Below are 20,807 nucleotides of genomic sequence, written 5' to 3' on the forward strand. Positions count from 1 at the left end.
AAATGCCTTTTGCTCCAGACAGAACTATTTATATTTATGTTCTGTCTGTTTTTTATAAATATTAGGAGATTAATGATGAAACTGACAATATCCACAGATAATATTAAATTATTTCTCGAGAAAATAGACGAATTAGTTAATGTTGAGAATAAAAAAAAGGGAGGCGCTCTTGCCGTTGCGGTTACCTACGGCAATAAAACCATTTATCAGCGTTATATCGGGCAAGCTAGTATTGAACATGCTGTGGCTGTAAAACCTAGTACTAAATTCTATTTAGCAAGTGTTTCAAAACAATTCACGGCTTTTTGCATAGCTTTGCTGGAGAAAGAAGGAAAGCTCAACGTAAAGGATAAAGTCAGACAATACTTGGGTTATTTACCCGCTCATTTCTCTGATATTACTATTGAACATCTTATTCATCACACCAGCGGGCTACGGGATGTATTTTTACTTTTTGGTTTGGCAGGTAAAAACTCGGATTTTGACCACTGTCATGTTGATTTAGTAAGAAAACTAATCCGACGACAACAGGCACTTAACGTACCTACTGGGGAATATTATCTTTATAGCAACACGGGCTATCATTTATTGGGGGAAATTGTCAGAGTGGTTTCAGGTAAGCCGTTGAAAAAATATGTAGAAGAAAATGTTTTCGTCCCATTAAAGATGAAAGATACCTTTATCTACGATGATATAACCGAGATTATCTCCGACAGGGCGATGGGTTACATTTATAATGAGGATTCACAACGATGGATAAGAAGTGATATCAACAATTCTGTGGTGGGTAGTGCAGGAGTTCACTCCACCGTGAATGATTTGTGTCGTTGGATGAAAGCATTTTATTCACCATCTATTGTTCAGGATCTGTTGCCTCAATTATCCCGTATGCCAGATTTAATCAATGGCAATCGCAACAATTATGCTTACGGTTTGATTATCAGTCAACGCGAAGGGCAAACGATAATACAACACAGTGGTGCTTATGCTGGTTTCAGAACTAATATGTGTATTTTACCGGATGCTAAGTTAGGTATCGTGATAACCGCTGCAATAGGTGTTGATGTTGCTAAATGGGTGGATCGGTATATTGATATATTGCTTAATGCCGATTTCGAGCCGAAAAAGCCGCATTACCTAACCAGTGATATTGATATTACTGGTATTTTCCGAGGGATAGAATCTTATCCTTATGTTATTACCAAAGAAGATGTTTATTTTTTAGGTAATTTATTCGGAAAAGGTAATCCGATTACTTTTAACTCTGATGGTACATTCCAAGAGCAAGGAGGTAAGATCCGGTTCAGGACTATTATTGAAAATGACAAGGTTATCGCACTGGAACAGATTGATGAAAATGGTAATGTTTTTTATTTTAAAAGAATGAATGATGAAGATAGTATTGATATTCAGCTATTGTCAGGGCGCTATTATAGTCACGAAACAGAAGCGATAATTAATGTTATGTCGTCTGGTAAAGATATTTATATTGATGGGATTATCCATCCTATAAAAGAGGAGGTTTTGCGGCATATTTATGGGAATAGTTATTTATCCACAGGAACTAAGCTTATTATTGATTTTAAGTTTTATCCTGATGAAAATAAATGTCGTCTCTATGTCAGCAATTCGCGTTGCTTGAATTTGGAGTTCATTGCAGTTTAATTGACAGGTTAGTAAATACAAATTTAGGACAGTATTTCGTTAGCAGGATAGGATTGATGCTATTGTGAGAACCAGGAGATATTTTCTACTAATACACTTCATCTTAGGCAGAACAGTTATATTTATGTTCTGCCTGTTTTTGTAAACATTAGATCCTAAAATGATTTCTGAAAGTAAATAAATGTTTATAAAATTTAGTTAATTCTAATTTTTATCCGCAGTTACTTTGTATTGTCATTCACACATTAAATGATGGTCATTATTACTTGGATATTTCTTGTTTACGTCTTACAGTACTGCTCATATATATATTGCTATCAAGTCGTATATATATTCTGTTTTGTAACCTTAAATAGGGAAGTTCATGATGGAATCGATGATATCTAAAGATAATATTCAGTTGTATATCAATAAAATAGATGAGCTGGTTAATATTGAAAATGAAAAAAAAGGTGGAGCTCTTGCAGTTGCTATTATCCATGATGATAAGATAATTTATCAGCGTCATATCGGGCAAGCTAGTATGGAACATGCTGTTGATATACAGCCTAATACTAAATTCTATTTAGCGAGTACTTCAAAACAATTCACAGCTTTTTGCATAGCGTTACTGGAGAAAGAAGGAAAGCTCAACGTTAAGGATAAAATCAGACAATATTTGGATTATTTACCCGAACATTTCTCTGATATTACCATTGAGCATCTTATTCATCATACCAGTGGGTTACGGGATGTATTTTTACTTTATAGTCTGGCAGGTAAAAACTCAAGTTTTGACTACTGCAATTCTGATTTGATGGAAAAACTGGTCCAACGACAACAGACATTTAATGCCCCCGCTGGGGAATATTATATTTATAGCAATACGGGCTATTATTTGTTGGGGGAAATTGTCAACGTGGCTTCAGGTAAGTCGTTAAGAGAATATGCAGAAGAAAATATTTTCGCGCCATTAAAGATGAAAGATACCATTATCTGTGATGATGTAACCGAGATTATCTCTAATCGGGCGATGGGTTACACTTATAATCAGAATTCGCAACAGTGGGCAAGAAGCGATATCAATAATTCTGTGATGGGTAGTGCAGCGGTTCATTCCACCGTGAATGATTTATGTCGTTGGGCTAGAGCGTTTTATTCTCCATCTATTGTTCAGGATCTACTGCCTCAATTATCTCGTACACCAGATTTAAACAATGGCAATCGTAACAATTATGCTTACGGTTTGATTATCGACCAACGTGAAGGGCAAAGGATAATACAACACAATGGTACCTTTGCTGGCTTCCAAGCGAATATTTGTATTTTACCGGATGCTAAATTAGGTATGGCGATGACTGCTGCAAGCAATGTTGATGTTGGTGAATGGACGGATAATTATATGGATATCTTGTTTAACACTCATATTGAACCGAAAAAATCACATTGCCTAACTAATGATATTGATATCACCGGTATTTTCCGCGGGATAGAGCCTTATCCTTATATTATTACCAAAGAAGATTTTTATTTTTTAGGTGATTTATTTAAAAAAGGTGACCCGATTATTTTTAACTCTGACGGTACGTTCCAGGAGGAAGGAAGTAAAATTCAGTTCAGACCCGTCATCGAAAATGACAGTGTTATTGCACTGGAGAATATTGATGAAAATGGTAACGTTTTTTATTTGAAAAAGATGAACGATGAAGATAGTGTCGATATTCAGCTATTGTCAGGTCGCTATTATAGTCATGAAACAGAGGCGATAATTAATATTATATCTTCTGGTGATGATATTTATATTGATGGGATTATCCATCCTGTAAAAAAAGAGGCTTTGCGACATATTTATGGCAATAGTTATTTCTCACCTAGTACTGAGTTTGTTATTGATTTTGAATTTGATCTTGATACCAATAAGTATCGTCTTTATATCGGTAATTCACGCTGCTTGAATGTGGAATTTGTTGCAGTTTAATTGGCTAGTTAATAAATACAAATTTAGAATAGCGTTTCACTAGCAGGGTAGTATTAATGCTATTGAGGGCTTAAAGATATTTTCTATTAGATGCACTTTGTTCCAGACAGAACTATTATATTTATGTTCTGTCTGTTTTTTTTAAATATCAGCTTCGGTAGTTACTTTATATTGCCCTCCATATATTAAATGATAATCATTATCGCTTGGATGTTTCCTATTTACATCTTACAGTACTGCCGGCATATGTATTGCTATTAGGCTGAATATATATACCCGTTATCTTTCAAGTTGCCTCTTTGTTGGCTGCACTCACTCACCCCGGTCACATAGTTCTCTATGCTCCCGGGGATTCGCTCCCTTGCCGTCGCGATGCAGCTTGAAATCCATAGGGTATATGTTCTGTTTTATAATCTTAAATAAAATAAGGAAATTAATGATGGAATTTACTATATCTACAGATAAGATTAAGTTGTTTCTCAAGAAGGTAGACGAATTAGTTAATGTTGAGAATAAAAAAAAGGGAGGCGCACTCGCTGTTGCGGTTATCCACGGTAATAAAACCATTTATCAACGTTATATCGGACAAGCTAGCATTGAACATGCTGTGGCTGTAAAACCTAATACTAAATTCTATTTGGCGAGTGTTTCAAAACAATTCGCGGCTTTTTGTATTGTTTTGCTAGAAAAAGCAGGGAAGCTTTGCGTCAAGGATAAAGTTGGACAATATTTGGATTATTTCCCCGCAGAATTCTCTGATATTACCATTGAGCATCTTATTCACCATACTAGTGGATTACGGGATGCGTTTGTACTTTATCACCTGGCAGGTAAAAATTCAGACTTTGATCACCGCCATATTGATTTGGTGAGAAAGCTGATCCAACGGCAACAAGCACTTAACTTTACGCCTGGGGAATATTATCTTTATAGTAATACGGGCTATTATTTGCTGGCGGAAATAGTCAGAGTGGTTTCAGGTAAATCGTTAAGAGAATATGCAGAAGAAAAAGTTTTCGCCCCATTAAAGATGAAGGATACCTTTTTCTATGATGATATAACCGAGATTATTCCTGATCGGGCGATGGGTTACGCTTATAATGCGGAGTTACACCAGTGGGTAAGAGATGATCTCAACGATGTGGTAGTTGGTGGTGCGGGGCTTCATTCTACGGTAAATGATTTGTGTCGTTGGATCAGAGCATTTTATTCACCATCCATTGTTCAAGATCTGCTGCCTCAATTATCCCGCACACCAGATTTAACCAATGGTAATCGTAATAATTATGCTTACGGTTTTATGATTAGCCAACGAGAAGGACAAAAGATAATACAACACGGTGGCTCCTATACTGGCTTCAAATCTCATATTTGTATTTTACCGGATGTTAAATTCGGTATCGCGATTACCGCTGCAACAGGTGCTGAGGTTACTGAATGGGTGGAACAGCATATTGATATCTTATTTAACACCAAGATTAAGCCAGAAGAGCCACATTGCCTAACTAGTGATATCGATATTACCGGTATTTTCCGAGGGGAAGAACCTTATCCTTATATTATTACCAAGGAAGAGACTTATTTGTTAGGTAATTTATTCGAGAAAGGTAACCCGATTATTTTTAACTCTGATGGTACATTCCAAGAGAAAGGCGGTAAAATCCGGTTCAGACCTATCATTGAAAATGACAGTGTTATTGCATTGGAACAGATTAATGAAAATAGTAATGTTTTCTATTTTCAAAAGATGGTTGATGACGGTAGTATCGATATTCAGCGATTGTCAGGGCGTTATTATAGCCATGAAACAGAAGCAACGATAACTGTTTCCGCTTCTGGCGATGGGATTTATATTGATGGGGTTGTTTATATTGGTAAACAGGAAGTCTTACGGAGGATTTATGGGAATAGTTATTTTTCTCGCAGTACTGAACTGATTATTGATTTTGAATTAGATCCTGATACCAATAAACTTCATCTTTATATCAGTGATTCACGTTGTTGGAAGATAGAATTCGTTGCAGTTTAATGTATAAAGTAATAAATTAGAATGAATAACGCGGCACGGTTATAGCAGGATGGAATTAATGCTATTAAGGGCCTAAAGATATTCCCTATCAGATGCACTTTTTTCCAGGCAGAACTATGATATTTATGTTCTGTCTGTTTTTTGCAAACATCAGCTCCCGTAGTTACTTTATATTGCCCTTTATATACCTAATAGATTTCGAGTTGCATCGCGACGGCAAGGGAGCGAATCCCCGGGAGCATAGAGAACTATGTGACCGGGGTGAGTGAGTGCAGCCAACAAAGAGGCAACTTGAAAGATAACGGGTATATATTAAATGATAGCCATTATCACTTGGATGTTTCCTGTTTACGTCTTACAGTATTGCCCGTATATATATGTTCTATTTTATAACCTCAAAATAAGGAAGTTCATGATGGAATCAAAGATATCTACTGATAAAATTGAATTATTTCTCAAGAAAATAGACGAACTGGTTAATATTGAAAATAAAAGAAAAGGTGGAGCTCTCGCTGTTGCGGTTATCCACGGTAATAAAACTATTTATCAGCGCTATATCGGAAAAGCCAACATTGAACACGCTGTTGCTATACAACCTAATACTAAATTCTATTTGGCGAGTGTCTCAAAACAATTCACGGCTTTTTGCATAGCCTTATTGGAGAAAGAAGGAAAGATCAGCGTTAAGGATAAAGTTGGACAATATTTAGATTATTTCCCCGCAGAATTCTCTGATATTACTATTGAGCATCTTATTCACCATACCAGTGGATTACGTGATCAATTTTTACTTTATAGCCTAGCAGGTAAAAATTCAGCCTTTGACCACCGTCATATTGATTTGGTGAGAAAACTGACGCAACGGCAACAAGCGCTTAATTTTACGCCTGGAGAATATTATCTCTATAGCAACACCGGTTATAATTTAATGGCGGAAATAGTCAGAGTGGTTTCAGGCCAGTCGCTGAGAGAATATGCAGAAGAACATGTTTTCGCACCATTAAAGATGAAAGATACCTTTTTCTATGATGATGCTACCGAGATTATTTTTGACCGGGCGATGGGGTACTCCTATAACGAGGACTCGAACCGATGGATAAGAGAAGATCTCAATGATGCGGCGGTAGGAGGTTCGGGGCTGTATTCTACAGTGAATGATTTGTGTCGCTGGATGAGAGCGTTTTATTCGCCATCTATTGTTCAGGATCTATTGCCTCAATTATCTCGCACGCCAGATTTAACTAATGGCAATCGTAACGATTATGCTTATGGTTTTGCGATCAGCCAACGAGAAGGGCAAAAGATAATACGACATGATGGTGGTTATGGTGGCTTCAGATCAGAAGTTTGTATTTTGCCTGATGCTGAATTAGGTATTGCTGTTACTTCTGCAATGAATACTAATGTCTCTAAGCTTGTTCGACAATGTTTTGATGTATTGTTTAATCCCAATGGTACTAAACTAGAAAAACAGCCTTGTCTGACTAGTGATATCGATATTACGGGTATATTCAAAGGAATACAACCATATCCTTATATTATTACCAAAGAAGATTGCTATTTATTAGGTAATTTATTCGAGAAAGGTAACCCGATTATCTTTAATTCTGATGGAACATTCCAAGAGGAGGATGGGAAAATTCGGTTCAGACCTATTATTGAAAATGACAGTGTTATTGCATTGGAGAAAATTAATGAAAATGGCAATGTTTTTTATCTAGATAAGATGATTGATGATGGTGGTACCGATATTCAGCTACTGTTAGGATATTATTATAACCACGAAACAGAAGCTGTGCTCACTGTTGCAGCCTCTGGTGATGAGCTTTATATCGATGCAATTATTTCTCCTAAAAGAAAAGAAGTCTTACATCGGGTTTATGGGAATAGTTATTTTTCTCCTAGCACAGAGCTTATTATTGATTTTGAATTTGACCCTGACACGAATAAACCTTGCCTTTACCTCAGTAATGGTCGTTGCTGGAAGATAGAATTTGTCGCAGTTTAATTGACAGGGTTGTGAACGCGAGTTGAGAATAGTGTTTATCTGGCAGGATGGCGGATTCTATTGAGATCCCCGAGATATTTTCTACCTGACGGACTTTTTCCTAGGCAGAACGTCCATATTCATGTTCTGCCTTACAGGGCTGACTTTATATATCTATTTGTATAAAATTAAATAAGGAAAATAATAATGAAATCGACGATATCTAAAGATAATATTAATTTGCTTATCAAGAAAATAGACGAGTTGGTTGATATTGAAAATAAGAAACAGGGTGGCGCTCTTGCTGTTGCTGTGACCCACGGTAATAAAACGATTTATCAGAGCCATATCGGAAAGGCTAATATTGAACATGCTGTTGCTATACAGTCTAATACTAAATTCTATTTGGCGAGTGTTTCAAAGCAATTCACGGCTTTCTGCATTGCCTTATTAGAGAAAGAAGGAAAGCTTAGTGTTAAAGATAAAGTTGGGCAATATTTGGATTATTTCCCCGTAGAATTTTCTGATATTACTATTGAACATCTTATTCATCATACTAGTGGATTACGTGATGAATCTTTACTTTATCGCCTGGCAGGTAAAAACTCGCGTTTTGATTGCCATCATATTGATTTGATAAGAAAGCTGACGCAGCGGCAACGAGCACTTAATTTTACACCTGGGGAATATTATGCTTATAGCAATACGGGCTATCATTTGTTGGCGGAAATAGTCAGCGTGGTTTCAGGTAAATCATTGAGAGCATATGCAGAAGAAAATATTTTCGCCCCGTTAAAGATGAAAGAGACTGCTTTCTATGATGATGTCACCGAGATTATTTCTGATCGGGCGATGGGTTACACTTATAACGAGAAACCACACCGGTGGGCAAGATATGATCTTAATGGTTCCGTGGTCGGTGGCACAGGGGTTTATTCTACGGTGAATGATTTGTGTCGCTGGATCAGAGCATTTTATTCGCCATCCATTGTTCAGGAATTGTTGCCTCAATTATCCCGTACACCAGATTTAACCAATGGTAATCGCAATAACTATGCTTACGGTTTGATTATCAGCCAACGAGAAGGGCAAAAAATAATACAACATGATGGTTCCTATGCTGGTTTTAAATCTGAAGTTTGTATTCTGCCTGACTCCAAATTAGGTATTGCTATTACCTCTGCAACAAATATTAGTGTCATTCAATGGATTGAGCAGTGTCTTGATGTGTTGTTTAACACGAATATAATTGAACCGGCAAAACCACATTGTCTAATCTGTGATATCGATATTACCGGCATTTTCCGAGGGGCAGAACCTTATCCTTATATTATTACCAAGGAGGATTGCTATTTATTGGGTAATTTATTCGGAAAAGGCGACCCGATTAATTTTAATCCTGATGGTTCATTCCAACAGCAAGGAAGTAAAACTCGATTTAGACCTATCATTGAAAATGACAGTGTTATCGCATTGGAACAGATTGATGAAGATGGCAATGTTTTTTATTTTAAAAAAATGACTGATGATGGTGTTATCGATATTCAGCTATTGTCAGGGAATTATTATAGTCATGAAATAGAATCAACGATGACTATTTCTGTCTCTGGAGATGGAATTTATATTGATGGGATTACTTACCCTGTGAATAAAGAAGTTCTACGGCGGGTTTACGGTAATAGTTATTTCTCCCCGGGCACTGAATTTGTTATCGATTTTGAATTGGATTCTGGTACGAATAAACCTCATCTTTATATCAATGATGGGGGTTGCTGGAGGGTAGAGTTTGTCGCAGTTTAATTTATGAAGTGATAAATCAGAATAAAGAATAGCGTTGTTATAGCCGGATGGGATTAATACTATTGAGGACCTAAAGATATTTCCTATTGGATACACTTTGTTCCAGGCAGAACGATTATATTTATGTTCTGTCTGTTTTTGCAAACATTAGCTCCCGTAGTCACTTTATATTGCTCTTCATATATTAAATGATAACCATTATCACTTGGATGTTTCCTATTTACGCCTTACAGTATTGCTAACATATGTATTGCTACTAGGCTGAATATATATGTTCTGTCTTATAACCTTAAATAAGGGAGTTCATGATGGAATCGACGATATCTATAAATAACATTAACTCTTTTCTCAAAAAAATAGAAGAACTGGTTAATATTGAAAATAAAAAAAAGGGTGGCGCATTTGCTGTTGCTGTTACCCACGGTAATAAAACCATTTATCAGCGCCATATCGGAAAGGCTAACATTGAACATACTGTTGCTGTAAAATCTAGTACTAAATTCTATTTGGCGAGTGTTTCAAAACAATTCACGGCTTTTTGCATAGCCTTGTTAGAGAAAGAAGGAAAGCTTTGCGTCAAGGATAAAGTTGGACAATATTTGGATTATTTCCCCGCAGAATTTTCTGATATTACCATTGAGCATCTTATTCACCATACCAGTGGGTTACGGGATCAATTTACACTTTATAGCCTGGCAGGTAAAAACTCGGATTTTGACCACCGTCATATTAATTTGGTAAGAAAACTGACTCAACGTCAACGAGCACTTAATTTCACGCCTGGGAAATATCATCTCTATAGTAATACAGGCTATAATTTGTTGGCGGAAATAGTCAGAGTGGTTTCAGGTAAATCTCTGAGAGAATATGCAGAAGAAAATGTTTTCGCCCCATTAAAGATGAAGGATACCTTTTTCTATGATGACATAACCGAGATTATCTCTGATCGTGCAACGGGCTATGCTTATAATGAGAAGCTGCATCAATGGAAAAGGGATGATCTCAATGATGCGGTGGTTGGTGGTTCAGGGCTTTATTCTACGGTAAACGATTTGTGTCGTTGGGTCAGAGCGTTTTATTCGCCATCCATTGTTCAGGAGTTATTGCCTCAGCTATTCAGGACGCCGGATTTAACCAATGGCGATCGTAACAATTATGCCTACGGTTTGATTATTAGACAACGTGAAGGGCAAAAGATAATACGACACGGTGGTTCTTATGGTGGCTTCAAATCTGATATTTGCATTTTGCCTGATGCTAAATTAGGTATCGCTATTACTTCCGCAACAAACACTGATGTCTATAACTTTGTCGGGCAGTGTCTTGATGCATTGTTTAATTCCAGTGGTACTAAACCAAAACAGCCTTGCCGGACCGGTGATATTGATATTACCGGTACTTTCAAAGGAATAGAGCCTTTTCCTTATATTATTACCAAGGAAGATTGCTATTTATTAGGTAATTTATTCGGAAAAGGTAATCCGATCATTTTTAATGCTGATGGAACCTTCCAGGAAGAAGGTGGGCAAATTCGGTTCAAGCCTATCATTGAAAATGACATCGTTGTTGCACTGGAACAGATTGATGAAAATGGCAATGTTTTTTATTTGAAAAAGATGATTGATAAAGGTGATATCGATATTCAGCGATTGTCAGGGCGCTATTATAATCACGAAACAGAATCGATTATCAATATTGAAGAGTCCAGTGATGAAATTTATATTGATGCGATTGTGTTACCTGGAGAAAAATCGTTCTTAAGATGGATTTACGCGAACAGTTACTTTTTACCTGGTACTGAATTTATTATTGATTTTGAATTGAATTCTGATACGAATGAGCCTCATCTCTATCTCAATGATGGACGTTGCTGGAAGATAGAATTTGTTCCAGTTTAGTTTAATTGATAGGGTTGTGAACACGAGTTGAGAACAGTATTTCTCTGGCAGGATAGATCTAATTATATTAGATTATAATTATTTTAGGCAGAATGGTCATATTCATGTTCTGTCTTATTGCATCGTATTATCAGATTGTATATATATTATTTTTATATAACCTTAAATAAGGAAATTAATGATGGAATTTACTATATCTAGAGATAAAATTAAGTTGCTTCTCAAAAAAATAGATGAATTGGTTGATATTGAAAATAAGAAAAATGGCGGTGCCCTCGCGGTTGCTATTACCCACGGAAATGAAACCATTTATAAGCGCTATATTGGGCAAGCCAGCATTGAACATTCTACTGTTGTAACCCCAAATACGAAATTCTATATGGCGAGTGTCTCAAAACAATTCACCGCCTTCTGTATTGCTCTGCTGGAAAAAGAAGGAAAGCTTAATGTCAAGGATAAAGTTGAAAAATATGTGAATTATTTCCCGGCACATTTCTCTGGTATTACCATTGAGCATCTTATTCATCATACCAGTGGGTTACGGGATAAATATGTTCCTTATGGCTTGGCAGGTAAAAACTCAGATTTTGACCACCGCAGTATGGGTTTATTGAGGAAACTGATTCAACGGCAACAAAAGCTTAATTTTACGCCTGGGGAATATTTTAGCTATACCAATACGGGCTATAATTTGTTGGCGGAAATTATCAAAGTGGTTTCAGGTAAATCGTTAAGAGAATATGCGAAAGAAAATATTTTTATTCCATTAAAGATGAATAATACCTCTTTCTATGATGATGTGACTGAGGTTATTTCTGACCGGGCGATAGGTTATGTCTATAACGAAGATGCAAATCAATGGATAAGATCGGATCACAACGATTCAACTATAGGGAGTGCGGGGCTGCGTTCTACAGTCAGTGATTTATGTCGCTGGATGAAAGCATTTTATTCACCATCGATTGTTCGGGATATGTTGCCGCAATTATCCCGTACACCAAATTTAACCAATGGTAATCGTAACAATTATGCTTACGGTTTGATGCTCAGCCAACGTGAAGGGCAAAAGATAATACGGCACGATGGTTCCTATGGTGGTTTTAAAGCTGAGGTTTGTGTTTTACCTGATGTTAAATTAGGTATCGCGATTACTGTTGCAACAGGTATTAATACCGTTGAATTTACTAATCAATGTCTGAATATATTATTTAATACTGATATGACTGAGCCAGAACATTGCCGAACCAGTAATATTGATATCACCGGTATGTTCAAAGGGGCAGATCCCTATCCCTATATTATTACCAAGGAAGATTGCTATTTATTAGGTAATTTATTCGAGAAAGGTAATCCGATTATCTTTAACGCTGATGGAACATTCCAAGAGAAGGGAGGAGAAATTCGATTCAGACCTGTCATTGAAAATGGCAGTGTTATCGCATTGGAACAGATTGATGAAAATGATAATGTTTATTATTTGAAAAAGATGACTGATAAAGGTGATATTGATATTCAGCGATTATCAGGTCGTTATTATAATTGCGAAACAGAATCAATTGTCAATATTGAATCATCTAATCATGATCTTTATATTGAAGCGGTTATCTTGCCCGGAAATAAAGAGGTCTTACGATGGGTTTACGAGAATAGTTATTTCCATCCCAGTACTCAACTTATTGTTGATTTTGAATGGGATTCTGATACGGATAAACCTCGCCTCTATCTCAATGATTCACGTTGTTGGAAGATAGAGTTTATCTCAGTTTAGTTTAATTGATTGGGTTGTAAATATGAATTAAGAACCGTGTTTTTCTGGAAGGATGAAGGAATTAGATTGAGATCATAAAGATATTTTCTATTTAATCTATTTATTTTCAGGCGGAACTATTATGACGATGTTCTGCCTGTCCGATCTGATTGTGATATTTTAATTGCTTCATAGGTTTTTTTTGTTTATATTCCTATCGCTCTCCAATCCTTGAAGAGTAAATTTTTCCTCTAATTATAGATACGATTTAATTTTTATTATAATAGAACGGGATAAATGTGTCATAAATGGTGAGTTATGTAATATTGATTCATGTTTTCTAGTCTGGTGTTAGGAAAATAGCTTAAATCATAATGTATAGGGTCAAGTAAATAAAACATTTATATTCATCGAAGAAATTATATTGTTCTGAATGTTATATTGTATTTTATAGGTGTAGTTAACGTTATTTTGAATAAATTAAAACAACAATGAATGGAAATATTTAATATGATTAATAAAAATAACACATATTTATCTGAGGATGATCAGATATCTTGTGATTTTGATTCTGAGGTCGTTATTGGGTTAGTCGGTGCCGTAGGAACGGATCTGGAAATAATTAAAGATTCTATAACACAGAAACTTAATGCGTTCAGGTATGATGTACAGGAAGTAAGAATATCTTCTGAAATTATTTCAGTATTAAGAGATATTCCCTCAACAAAGGATAATTATGAAAGAATAAGTTGTTTAATGTCGGAGGGTAATTATTTAAGAGAGGCTAGTCTGGATAATTCTATATTGGCATTAGCTGCGGCAGCAAAGATAAATAAAGGAAAAAGAAAGAAAAATGCTTTACCAATACCATCGGTCAGGAAAGCATATATTATAAATTCTCTTAAACACCCGGATGAGGTCAATGCGTTAAGGGATATTTATGCAAATGGATTTTTTCTGATAGGTGTATATACGAGTGAGTCTCAGAGGATAAAAAATCTTACCGTCGATAAATGTATTGATGAAGTAAAAGCTAAAGAGTTAATTAATCGTGATTCTAACGAGGGGAATAAGTGGGGGCAGCATACCAGAGATACTTATGAGTTATCTGATTTTTTTGTAAGTTATGATGGAAATAAAAATAGGACCGACAATAATATATGGAGAATATTAGATCTTATTTTTGGTAATCCATATGTTACTCCAACCTTTGATGAATACGCGATGTTTATGGCTTTTTCTGCTTCGTTACGATCTGGAGATCTTTCCCGTCAGGTTGGTGCTGTATTAACAAAAGAGAAGAATATAATCTCAACTGGGGCTAATGATGTGCCACGGTTCGGCGGGGGATTATATTGGCCTGATTATGTAGGAGATATAATCGAAGATGCTGAAAATGGTAGAGATTATAAAATAGGAGAAGATTCAAACGCGAAACAGAAAAGATTAATTATTGAAGATATACTTAAAGATATTTTAGATGAACAAAAGGAAGTATTTAAGGAGTATCTCCTAAAAAGCAAGATAAAGGATATTACCGAATATGGCAGAGTTGTTCATGCTGAAATGGAGGCAATCTTAGCATGTGCAAGAAGTAATATTAGCACTCATAATGGGATATTATATTGTACTACATTCCCTTGTCATAATTGCGCAAAACATATCGTTGCTAGTGGTATAAAACGAGTTGTGTATATTGAGCCTTATCCTAAAAGTAAAGCTTTTGATTTTCACCCTGATTCTATTTCAATACCTGAAGAAGAGATTTCTAATAGTAAAGTGATTTTTGAACCATTTGTGGGAGTTGGGCCTCGTTGTTTCTTTAACTTGTTTTCAACAAATCTAGGGATAGGATATAAAGTAAGAAGAAAAGATAAGAATGGTAAAGCTATTAAATGGCATAGAAAAGATGGAAGACTTAGGATGCAGATGCTACCATTATCCTATATGGAAAAAGAGGCACAATCAGTAATTAACGTGGATAACTTAATAGAGGAGTTAAAAAAATGACTGAGAAAGAAGAGTTTTTGGCTTATGTAGCCGAAATGAAAAAAATAGTTGATCAATGGCCAGAGTGGAAAAAAGTTGGACTGAGAACTCCTCGTAACCCGTATATATCTCGTAGAGATAATATTGTTCCTAATCCTAAGGATTATACGACAGATGAAGCTGAAAATAAGTTGGCATAACCTATTATTATTTATCGTAAAATATGTGACCCGATAAGAATTCTTTCACTCCAGGTTTATGTATTAATAAATCAACTAAAATAATAAATTAAAATGAACCTGTATATAAATTTTTAGTCAATGGCTTTAATGTAGCTTCATCTAAAATAAAGTAACCCTTTATAGGGTTACTAATAAATACAGTTAATTACTCAAACCCATTATTTATTTTTAAAAAATGCTCGACTTAAACCTAATTCCAGACCGCGAATTTCTGCCAAACCTTTTAATCGGCCAATACAGGAATAGCCGGGATTAGTCTGTTTTTTCAGGTCATCAATTATTTGATGGCCGTGATCAGGGCGCATTGGAATTAAACGATTATCTCCAGCCGCCTTGCGGCGATATTCTTCACGCAGGATTTCCATCACTACGTTATACATATCCACATCACCTGCCAGATGAGCGGCTTCATGGAAAGTTTTACTGTTTTCTTCCCGTTGGGTAGAACGCAGGTGAGTGAAATAGATTCGGTTGCCATAGCGTTTAATCATCTCGACCAAATCATTATCGCCACGAACGCCATAGGAGCCGGTACACATGGTAATGCCATTAATCGGGCTTGATTCAATGGTTGTTAGCCATTCAATATCTTCAATAGTGGAAATAATACGTGGTAAGCCCAAAATAGGACGCGGCGGATCATCCGGGTGAATTGCCAGACGTAAACCATATTCTTCACATACAGGAACAATCTGGTGCAGGAAATAAGCCAAATGTTCACGCAGTTTATCGCGGGTAATATCTTTGTAGCGATCTAATTGCGCCTGAAATTCTGCTAGCGTATAGCCCTCTTCGGCCCCCGGCAAGCCAGCAATAATATTCGCAGTGAGTTTCTCAATATCAGCAGCAGACATGTTGTCGTAATAGACTTTTGCCTGAGCCTGTTCTTCGGCGGTGTAATCAGCTTCTGCATCTGGACGTTTGAGGATATAGATTTCAAATGCGGCAAAGGCAATTTGATCAAAACGCAGGGCTTTAGAACCATCGGGGAGTGTGTATTCAAGATCGGTGCGTGTCCAGTCCAGCACAGGCATAAAGTTATAGCAGACGGTATCAATGCCACATTCCGCCAAATTTTTCAGTGAAGTTTTGTAGTTATTAATCCATTGCTGATAGTGACCGGTCTGGGTTTTAATTTCTTCATGGACAGGCACACTTTCAACAACTGACCAGATAAGCCCCTTATTTTCGATGAGGGTTTTGCGAGTCAGGATTTCGTCTTTGTTCCAAACATGTCCGTTAGGAATATGGTGTAATGCGGTAACGATGCCGGTTGCGCCTGCCTGACGGATATCATCTAAAGAAACAGGATCATTTGGGCCGAACCAACGCCAGGTTTGTTCCATTATTATTTACCTTTATGTAAACGCCAGAATGAAAAACAGTCACCAGAACAATATTCACTAGAACAATATTCACTAGAACAACAGGATATAAAAACTCATTTGTTAATTATTCCGTAAATTAATTACGTTTCTTTGCTATTTCATAAGGATATGAATTAAAGAGATAACCGTCGAAATAGGGATCATCAACATCAGATAATTCCAGTAAACGTAATTTCACATTCTCCAAATGTTGCCACATGGCTTGTTTGGCTGCCGCCGGATCTTTTTTGATCATGGCGGATAAAATGATCTGATGATCATCCAGCCATTCTTTACGATAATCTTTATCGGTAATTCGCGTGTGCAGTTTCTGCCACATGGGATTATTTTCCCGCCATGCCCAAGATTGTTTAAGCAGTTCAACTAACATACTGTTATGGGTGGCTTCCGCAATCGCCAGATGGAATTCTCTGTCACCGGATTCATCTTCGCCGGAGGCCAAATCTTCGGATTCTTTTTGTAGTGCTCGACGCATATTAGCAATGTTATTTGGCGTCACTTGCATGGCGGCAAATTCGGCAATATTACTTTCCAGTAATTGGCGAGCTTGTAATAGCTCAAAAGGTCCTGCTGCGTTAGCTGAGCAGGAAGAAGAAGTCGGCAGGTGAGGGCGGTTAATAATATAGATCCCGGAACCTTTGCGGACTTCAATTAGGTTTTCTAGTTCGAGCATAATTAATGCTTCACGCACAACGGTTCTGGAAACTCTTAATAATTCAGCAAGTTCTCGTTCTGGAGGTAAGCGATCCCCAATACGATATTTTTGGTTGGCGATCATCTCTCTTAACGAGACGCCAACTTCTTGGTAAGGACGTTTTGGCTCAAATAAATGCTTCATTGTGTCACTATTGTTGTAATGAATTGTTGTCATGAGTATCGATGGTATTGTGTAGATAGTAGTCAAAAATAGAAATTGGTCAACCAAAAATGCCGGTTAAAGGCGAAGGCCATTGGGCCTTCACCGATGATTATCTGACTGCGCGGATGCGTTCTACCATACGGTAAAGCGTTGGGTCGCTTTTCTTAATGTCGTCGTACATCGGTTTGACCGCTTCTTCAAACGATTTTTTATCCACATCGACGAACTGAACCCCAATTTTTTCTGCATTCTGGCGCTCTTTCTCCTCTGATTTTTCCCACAATTGCGTCATATATTGAGAGGAGTTAATGGCAGCATTGATGAGAATTTTTTGTTGTTCTGATGACAGCTTATTTAGCGATTTAGTAGAAATAACCAGAACATCTGGCACCATCGTATGCTTATCCAGTGAGAAATATCTGGCAACTTCACTGTGACGGCTCAGGCTAAAAGAGGGAATATTATTCTCTGCGGCATCTACCACACCTTGTTGTAGAGCAGTATACAGTTCGCCATAAGCCAGCGGTGTTGGGTTACCGCCTAAGTTTTTCACCATCGAAATGGCTGTTGGGCTAGGCTGAACCCGAATTTTCATGCCTTTTAGATCCTCAGGCGTGCGGATAGGTTTTTTGGCGTAGAAGCTGCGAGCGCCGGCTTCATAGTAGGTTATGCCAATAAAGCCACGGTTTTTGCTGGATGCCAGAATCTCTTTACCAATCTCGCCGTTTTTAATCTTTTCGTAATGGGCTTTATCGCGGAATAGATAAGGTAAGTTAAAAGCAGAATAAGCGGGCGAAAAAGCTTCCAGTTCTGCGGCGTTAGATTTAACTAAATCTAGCGCGCCATTTTGCATCAGTTCCATCGATTCCCGTTGGTTACCCAATTGTGCGTCTGGATAGATCCGAATACGAACATCGCCATTCGTTTTTTGGCGAACTTCATCAGCAAACTGAGTCATGGCCTTGTGCACTGCATGGTCGCGGTTATGGTTATGGCTGAGTTTTAATGTGGTTACTGCCATAACGTGTGACGCGCCTAAGGCAAATATCGCACCGATTACAGTAGATAAAATACGCTTAGCATTGCTCATTGTTCGTTCTCCAATTGTTGTAAATAGGTTACGGGCACAACTGAACTGACGGTCAAACCATAAGCATCACTTCGGATTTCGTCAAAAAGTAAAAGTAATTTGGTTGACCAATATCACAAAATAATCGGACCAAATGGTGAACCAATCAGTTTGTGATCCCGCTCACTGGATGTTTTTTTGACCTGGATCTTATAATCCAAGCAACGTAAAGTTCCCTTTACTGATTTTGGTCTGAAAGTTTTCCGCTATTTGGTTGACCAGATAGGGCATCCGTTGAGGCCAATAAGGATAAAGCCCCGTGAAAAACCTTGTGTATTGCCTCAATAAGGGTTTGGCATTTTTTACCGTCAGCCTTTCCGTTTTTTTGGTGTTTTGCGTCACATGGCAGGTGGTTTCCCGTTATGTGTTTGGTACGCCGAGTACAGTAACGGATGAACTCGCCCGTTATTTGTTTATGTGGGTTGCCATGATTGGCGCGGCATATACCACAGGTCAACATCGCCATTTAGCTATCGACCTGTTAACGATGAAACTTAAGGGAATAGGCAAAAATAGTGTGAGTTTGGTTATCCAGGCCGCGATTGCGTTGTTTGCTTCGATCGTATTGGTGTATGGCGGATCGGTACTGGTGATCTCAACCCTTGAAACCGGACAAATCACACCCGCGCTAGGGTTACAGATGGGATATGTCTATTTATGTCTGCCAATCAGCGGTGTTCTGATGATCTGTTATGTGCTGGTAGACATTGTTGCTCTTATTCGGAACTTTTCAGCTAAAGACGTGGTTATTTCTGAAAATCATTAAAGTCACCAGTCAGAAGAGGATGGGCTTATGGATTGGCAAGTGGTTTTAGCGTTGTTCGGTAGTTTTGCCGTGCTGTTGGCATTGGGGGTGCCAGTATCTTTTGCGATTGGTTTGTCATCATTACTGGCAATTACGATGACTTTGCCAATGAAAGCGGCGATTACCGTGGTTGCTCAACGTATGGCAGCCGGCGTTGATAACTTCTCTTTACTCGCTATTCCGTTCTTTATTCTGGCGGGAAATATTATGAATCAAGGGGGAATCGCAGCCCGTCTAATTAATCTGGCGAAAGTCATGGGTGGCCGTTTGCCCGGTTCTTTGGTGCACGTCAATATTATGGCAAATATGTTTTTCGGTGCGATTTCTGGCTCAGCGGTGGCATCGGCTGCGGCGGTCGGCGGAACGATGGCGCCAATGCAGAAAAAAGAGGGTTATGAGCCGGAATATTCTGCGGCGGTAAACATTGCTTCCTGCCCCGCCGGTTTGTTGATCCCGCCAAGTAACACCTTGATTGTTTACTCACTGGTTTCTGGCGGCACATCAATTGCCGCGCTGTTTTTGGCGGGTTATATTCCCGGCATTTTGATGGGCGTATCCTTGATGATGGTGGCGGCAATCATTGCTAAACGCCGTGGTTATCCGGTATCACCTAAGCCGACATGGAGTGAGTTTTTCACCACATTGATTCGCGCATTGCCTTCTCTGATGCTGGTTGTGGTTATTATGGGAGGGATCATTGCCGGTATTTTTACTGCCACAGAAGCTTCGGCGGTTGCCGTGTTGTACAGCTTTGTCTTGGCAGTGCTGATTTATCGTGAAGTCAGTATTGCCAAACTACCAAAAATCATTCTCGATTCTGCGGTGACCACTTCCATTGTTTTGCTGCTGGTTGGTGCGTCAATGGGTATGTCTTGGGCAATGGCGAATGCGGATCTGCCTTATTTGATCGCTGATGCGCTAATGGCGGTTTCTGAAAACCCATTGGTTGTTCTGCTGGTCATTAATCTCATTCTGTTGTTGGTCGGGACTTTTATGGATATGACCCCCGCGATTCTCATTTTTACGCCGATTTTCCTGCCAGTAGCGCAGAATATGGGCGTTGACCCTGTCCACTTCGGCATCATTATGACCTTCAACCTGGCTATTGGTATTTGTACACCGCCGGTAGGGAGTGCGCTGTTTGTTGGCTGTTCTATCGGTGAAGTCAGCATTAATAAGGTATTGAAACCTTTGGCGCCTATGTATTGCGCTTTGGTTATCGCGTTGATGTTGGTGACCTTTATACCGCAACTGAGCTTGTGGTTGCCTCAGATGTTACTGAACTACTCATCATTCAGGTAATCCGCGTCAT

The 20,807-nt window shown here is 38.0% G+C and carries 14 protein-coding genes; 11 read left to right on the forward strand and 3 right to left on the reverse strand.

Annotation, left to right across the window (positions count from 1 at the left end; genetic code table 11):
- The first annotated feature begins 72 nt into the window (after nt 1–72).
- The 9 genes from TI10_RS13555 to TI10_RS13595 all read left to right on the forward strand — a co-directional run bounded on the left by TI10_RS13555 (nt 73) and on the right by TI10_RS13595 (nt 15,272).
- On the forward strand, nt 73–1,665 hold the full coding sequence (locus TI10_RS13555) for a serine hydrolase domain-containing protein (RefSeq protein WP_049583918.1): 1,593 nt from the start codon (nt 73–75) through the stop codon (nt 1,663–1,665).
- A 364-nt stretch (nt 1,666–2,029) separates the two neighbouring features.
- Nucleotides 2,030–3,622, forward strand: a complete 1,593-nt coding sequence (locus TI10_RS13560; RefSeq protein WP_049583920.1) for a serine hydrolase domain-containing protein — start codon at nt 2,030–2,032, stop codon at nt 3,620–3,622.
- Nucleotides 3,623–4,058: 436 nt separating this feature from the next.
- A complete protein-coding gene (locus TI10_RS13565) occupies nt 4,059–5,651 on the forward strand; it encodes a serine hydrolase domain-containing protein (protein WP_049583921.1) in 1,593 nt (530 codons plus the stop codon).
- A gap of 412 nt (nt 5,652–6,063) precedes the next feature.
- Nucleotides 6,064–7,659 (forward strand): serine hydrolase domain-containing protein, encoded by a 1,596-nt coding sequence (locus tag TI10_RS13570; protein ID WP_049583923.1) that lies wholly within the window; start codon nt 6,064–6,066, stop codon nt 7,657–7,659.
- A 186-nt stretch (nt 7,660–7,845) separates the two neighbouring features.
- Entirely contained in the window at nt 7,846–9,438 is a 1,593-nt protein-coding gene (locus TI10_RS13575; protein WP_049583925.1) for a serine hydrolase domain-containing protein, read from the forward strand.
- Nucleotides 9,439–9,743: 305 nt separating this feature from the next.
- On the forward strand, nt 9,744–11,336 hold the full coding sequence (locus tag TI10_RS13580; protein WP_049583926.1) for a serine hydrolase domain-containing protein: 1,593 nt from the start codon (nt 9,744–9,746) through the stop codon (nt 11,334–11,336).
- Between the two features lie 178 nt (nt 11,337–11,514).
- On the forward strand, nt 11,515–13,104 hold the full coding sequence (locus TI10_RS13585; RefSeq protein ID WP_049583928.1) for a serine hydrolase domain-containing protein: 1,590 nt from the start codon (nt 11,515–11,517) through the stop codon (nt 13,102–13,104).
- Between the two features lie 489 nt (nt 13,105–13,593).
- Nucleotides 13,594–15,093 carry an anti-phage dCTP deaminase gene (locus TI10_RS13590; RefSeq protein ID WP_049583932.1) on the forward strand — a complete coding sequence of 500 codons (1,500 nt, stop codon included), beginning with the start codon at nt 13,594–13,596 and terminating at the stop codon, nt 15,091–15,093.
- Nucleotides 15,090–15,272 (forward strand): hypothetical protein, encoded by a 183-nt coding sequence (locus tag TI10_RS13595; protein ID WP_049583933.1) that lies wholly within the window; start codon nt 15,090–15,092, stop codon nt 15,270–15,272. The genes TI10_RS13590 and TI10_RS13595 overlap by 4 nt, the downstream gene beginning before the upstream one ends.
- Before the next feature lie 200 nt (nt 15,273–15,472).
- Here the strand turns inward: TI10_RS13595 and uxuA are convergent, their stop codons facing one another.
- The 3 genes from uxuA to TI10_RS13610 form a co-directional block, all read right to left on the reverse strand.
- Nucleotides 15,473–16,660, reverse strand: coding sequence for a mannonate dehydratase (gene uxuA, locus TI10_RS13600; protein ID WP_049583935.1), 1,188 nt, complete (start codon nt 16,658–16,660; stop codon nt 15,473–15,475).
- A gap of 118 nt (nt 16,661–16,778) precedes the next feature.
- Nucleotides 16,779–17,540, reverse strand: a complete 762-nt coding sequence (locus tag TI10_RS13605) for an FCD domain-containing protein (RefSeq protein ID WP_049583937.1) — start codon at nt 17,538–17,540, stop codon at nt 16,779–16,781.
- Between the two features lie 130 nt (nt 17,541–17,670).
- Nucleotides 17,671–18,651 carry a TRAP transporter substrate-binding protein gene (locus TI10_RS13610; RefSeq protein ID WP_049583939.1) on the reverse strand — a complete coding sequence of 327 codons (981 nt, stop codon included), beginning with the start codon at nt 18,649–18,651 and terminating at the stop codon, nt 17,671–17,673.
- A gap of 298 nt (nt 18,652–18,949) precedes the next feature.
- On the opposite strand from TI10_RS13610, the gene TI10_RS13615 reads away from it, so the two are divergent.
- Both TI10_RS13615 and TI10_RS13620 read left to right on the forward strand, forming a co-directional pair.
- Nucleotides 18,950–19,456: a TRAP transporter small permease gene (locus tag TI10_RS13615; RefSeq protein ID WP_049583940.1), complete on the forward strand. Its 507-nt coding sequence runs from the start codon at nt 18,950–18,952 to the stop codon at nt 19,454–19,456.
- Nucleotides 19,457–19,483: 27 nt separating this feature from the next.
- Nucleotides 19,484–20,797, forward strand: coding sequence for a TRAP transporter large permease (locus TI10_RS13620; RefSeq protein WP_049583942.1), 1,314 nt, complete (start codon nt 19,484–19,486; stop codon nt 20,795–20,797).
- Nucleotides 20,798–20,807: the final 10 nt, after the last annotated feature.

Source organism: Photorhabdus luminescens subsp. luminescens, assembly GCF_001083805.1.
In the GTDB taxonomy this organism is placed as follows: Bacteria; Pseudomonadota; Gammaproteobacteria; order Enterobacterales; family Enterobacteriaceae; genus Photorhabdus; species Photorhabdus luminescens.